Here is a 4,145-nt window from a genome sequence, read left to right as displayed (position 1 = left end):
CCGCCATGGTGGGGACCGAGGTCGACGGTGGTGCCGAGGACACAGACCAGGACACGGACCAGGACACGGTCGCCGAGGACACGTCGTACGACGAGGACTCCGCCAAGGTCGAGACCGCTGAGGTCGAGACCACTGAGGTCGAGGCCGCCGAGGAGCCTGTCGCCGAGGAGCCCGTCGCCGAGACGGCCCCGCAGCCCGAGCTCCCGTCGCCGGCCGCGATGGCGCCCGTGTCGACCCTGCTCACCGGCCCGCTCTTCGACCCGCTGACCGACCCGCTCCCGGAGGAGCCGACCGACCAGGACCAGTCCGAGCCGGAGGCGCCTGCCGCCCCCGCCGCCCGTGGTGCCGGTCTGGGAGGTGGCCTGCCGACCCGCCAGCGCGGAGGCACGCTGTCGGACCAGGAAGCGGCGACCAGCCCCTTCCGGGACGCTGCTCCGGCCGCTCCGGCTGCTCCGGTCGCCCCGGCGGCCTCCGTTGCTCCGGTTGCTCCGGCTGCYCCGGCTGCCCCGGCTGCTCTCGGTGGCGGACTGCCCACGCGTCAGCGCGGCGGCACCCTGAACGACCAGGAAGCCGCGACCCGTCCCTTCCGGGACGCCGAGCCGACCGCCCCGGTCGCGTCCGCCCCTGCGGACATCGAGGTGCCCGAGGTCGAGGTGCCCGAGGTCGAGGCCGCGGAGATCGAGGTTCCCGAGGTCGAGGTCCCCGAGACCCCGGCGGCCCTGGTCGACGGTCCCGGCGGCCTCGGTACCGGCCTCGCAGGCCTGCCGACCCGTCAGCGTGGAGGCACGTTGTCGGACCAGACGGCGGCCACCAGCCCGTTCCGCGAGTCCACCGTCGAGGCGCCCGCCGCCCCGTCCCTGGGCTCCCTGCCCACCCGGCAGCGGGGCGGCACCCTCGCCGACCAGGACGCCGCGAACCGTGGCTTCCGTGAGGGTGGCCTCGGCAACCGGACCGCGGACGTGACCTCCCTGACCGAGCGTCGCGAGCAGGCTCCGGCTCCGGTCGAGGCGCCCGTCGCCCGCACGGCCCCCCAGCAGGCTCGCCCGCAGGTCGGGCGTGCGTCGTCCCTGACCCGCTTCCGTCCGGCGTCGGCCACCCGCCGCGCCAGCTACGAGGCCTCCGGGGGCGGGCCGCAGCAGCCGCTGCGCACCCCCGGCACCGACCGCACGGCGAGCTCCCGCTCGGCGCTGGACGGCGACGTACAGGTCGAGCAGGACACCGAGGACGACGGCTCGATCTTCGGGACGCTGCGCTCCAGCTGGTTGACCTCCGAGGGGGGCTCCGGATGGCAGTCCACCGAGGTCGAGGCCGGCTGGCAGCGTGCCGAGCAGGTCGCCGAGTCCGCCAAGGACGCCCCCGCCGCCGGCGCAGGCCTCCCGATCCGTCGCCCCGGCACGCTCCTCGTGCCGGGTGGCATCACCAAGCCGACGACCGTCGCGCCGCGTGATCCCGAAGCCATCCGGTCCCGCTACGCCGCCTACGCGGCCGGCGTGAACCGGGGCCGCCAGAAGTCACACCACTCCACCGCCGACCGCACCAACTAGCAGGAACGGAAGTAGTCCCCATGACCGAATACGACTCCGCTGCCTACGCGCAGCCCGACGAGCGCAACCTCGACTGGCTCGTGTCGCGTTTCGTCGAGGAAGTCACCGACGCGGCCCACGCCATCCTCGTGTCCGCCGACGGGCTCCTCATGGCCATGAGCGAGAGCATCCCGGACGAGCGCGCCGAGCAGGTCGCCGCCGTGTCCTCCGGTCTCGCCAGCCTCGCCGTCGGTGCCGCCCGCCTCTTCGACGGGGGAGCTGTGCTCCAGACCGTCGTCGAGATGGAGCACGGCTACCTCATGCTCATGAGCGTCGGTGACGGCTCCAACCTCACCGTCCTCACCGAGGAAGCTGCCGACATCGGCCAGGTCGGCTACGAGATGGCCCTGCTGGTCGAGCGCGTCGGCCGGATGGTGCAGGCCGAGGCCCGCGTCACCACCGGATGACGTGACCTGCCGTGGCACCCCCTGACCTCAGCGGCATGGATGACGAGGCGACACCCAAGCCTCGCTTCATCCGTCCGTACACCATCACGTCAGGTCGCACCGAGGCTTCGGTCGACCTGCCGATGGAAGCCACCCTCCGTACGMAGGAGGACGGCACCGGTGCCCTCAGCGCAGCCGCGCTGAAGGTCCTGGAGGTCTGCGACACCCGTTCCGTCGCCGAGGTAGCCGCCCTGGTCCACATGCCGATAGGCGTGGTCCGGGTGCTGCTGAGCGACCTGGTCGAGCACGGACACATCCGTGTGCAGGCCACCATCACCAACGACTCGTCTCGTGACGAGCGAATTGAGCTCATCGAAAGGACCCTCCGTGGACTTCGCACCTACTAGCGCCTCGCGCAAGGCGGCGTCGACGAAGATCGTGATCGCCGGTGGTTTCGGCGTGGGCAAGACGACGCTGGTGGGCTCGGTCTCCGAGATCCAGCCGCTGCGTACCGAGGCCCTCGTCACCAACGAGTCGGAGGGTGTCGACGATCTCGCCGCGGTACCCGCCAAGTCGACGACCACCGTGGCCATGGACTTCGGACGCCTCACCCTTGCCGAGGACCTCGTCCTCTACCTCTTCGGAACGCCCGGCCAGCGCCGCTTCTGGTTCATGTGGGACGACCTGTGCCTGGGCGCGATCGGGGCGATCGTCCTGGTCGACACCGCCCGCCTGGACGAGTCGTTCTCGCCGCTGGACTACTTCGAGCACAAGGGACTGCCGTTCATCGTGGCGGTCAACCAGTTCGAGGGCGTCCAGCAGTACTCGCTCGACGAGATCGCCAACGCCTTGGCACTGCCCCCCGAGGTGCCGATCATCGCGATCGACGCCCGTGATCGTGAGTCGGCCAAGACGGCCCTCCTGCGCATCACCGAGTACTCGCTGCAGAAGCTGACCGCGCAGCTGTCCGTGGGAGTCCACTGACATGTCCCTCACGTCTCGTGTCCGGCGACTGTCCGGCCCGTCCTCGCGCCGTACGGCTCCCGGCATCGCCCTCCTGGCGGTGGTCCTCACCGCCGCAGGGTGTGGCGGCACCAGCTCGGCCGCCAGCACCGACCCGGACCCGCAGGTCATCCGGGCGGGCTACCTGACCGTCTGCACGTCGCTGCCGTACGAGCCGTTCGAGTTCGAACGGAACGGCGAGACGGTGGGCTTCGAGATCGATCTGGCCAAGGCCGTCGCCGAGGAGCTCGGCGTCGAGCCGGACTTCAACAACGACGACTTCGACGCCGTGCAGTCCGGTCAGCTGCTCAACGAGAACGCCTGTGACATCGCGGCCGCCGGTCTCACCATCACCGGTGACCGGGCCCGCGTGCTCGACTTCTCGAGCCCGTTCTTCAACGCCGCACAGGCGCTCGTCGTCACCGGCGCGAGCGGCATCCGCAACCTCGACGACCTGCGGGGCGGCCGGATCGCAGTCCAGGCCGGCACGACGGGTGAGCTCTACGTCACCGACAACGCGCCGCGCAACACCCAGGTCGTCCCCTTCGACGACATCGGCGAGATGTCCAGCGCCCTGAACGGCGGCACCGTGGACGCCGGCGTGTACGACAACACCGTCGCCGGCTCGGCGATCAAGGAGTACCCCTCCTTCCAGATCGCCGCCGAGTTCGACACCGGCGAGCAGTACGGCATGGCGGTCAAGAAGGACGGCAACGTCGACCTCCTGCGGGTCGTCAACGCCGTCATCGCCGACCTCAAGGAGAGCGGCGGCTACGACGAGATGTACGCCGAGTGGTTCGGCGCGAAGAAGAAGTCCTGACCCAGCTCGACCGGTCGCGCAGACGGCGAGGAGCTCCCGCACCCGCGGGATGACCTCCTCGCCGTCAGCCGCGTCCGTTCCTCGCACCATCCGGGATCCGTCCCCGCGTGTGAGCATGTGGCGGTGACCGCCATCTTCACGAAGTCCCGGGAGCCCGCCCGGCCGGGATCCATCCCCGACCGGCTCCAGATGTTCGCGCGGGAGGTCCGGTTCTACGCCGAGATCGCACCCACGGCCGGAGTGAGGGTGCCGACGGCGTTCCGGGCCGAGGTCCGGGGCGGTTCCACCGTCCTCGAGCTGGAGGACCTGTCGTCCTGGTGCGAGGGCGCGGACCCCGAGGCGGCGGCCAGGGCG

At 71.2% G+C, this 4,145-nt stretch carries 5 protein-coding genes and 1 pseudogene; all 6 read left to right on the top strand.

The genetic code is table 11. The annotated features are described in order from the left end of the window. Positions 1-1,544, top strand: a pseudogene (locus tag ACXJKL_RS15930) (hypothetical protein); the annotation flags it as partial. 20 nt (positions 1,545-1,564) lie between these two features. Next, a complete protein-coding gene (locus ACXJKL_RS15925; protein ID WP_056887795.1) occupies positions 1,565-1,990 on the top strand; it encodes a roadblock/LC7 domain-containing protein in 426 nt (141 codons plus the stop codon). A 35-nt stretch (positions 1,991-2,025) separates the two neighbouring features. After that, positions 2,026-2,376 carry a DUF742 domain-containing protein gene (locus ACXJKL_RS15920; RefSeq protein WP_457208008.1) on the top strand — a complete coding sequence of 117 codons (351 nt, stop codon included), beginning with the start codon at positions 2,026-2,028 and terminating at the stop codon, positions 2,374-2,376. Next, on the top strand, positions 2,357-2,953 hold the full coding sequence (locus ACXJKL_RS15915; protein ID WP_457208007.1) for a GTP-binding protein: 597 nt from the start codon (positions 2,357-2,359) through the stop codon (positions 2,951-2,953). Before ACXJKL_RS15920 ends, ACXJKL_RS15915 begins: the two co-directional genes overlap by 20 nt. Before the next feature lies 1 nt (position 2,954). Beyond that, positions 2,955-3,791 carry an ABC transporter substrate-binding protein gene (locus ACXJKL_RS15910; protein WP_457208006.1) on the top strand — a complete coding sequence of 279 codons (837 nt, stop codon included), beginning with the start codon at positions 2,955-2,957 and terminating at the stop codon, positions 3,789-3,791. Between the two features lie 123 nt (positions 3,792-3,914). Further along, a partial coding sequence (locus ACXJKL_RS15905; RefSeq protein ID WP_457208005.1) for a hypothetical protein occupies positions 3,915-4,145 on the top strand: 231 nt, incomplete at its 3' end.

The sequence above is a fragment of the Nocardioides sp. P5_C9_2 genome (genome assembly GCF_054049555.1).
The sequence above is the reverse complement of the archived record's forward strand: the minus strand, read 5'-3'. Positions and strand labels throughout refer to the sequence as shown.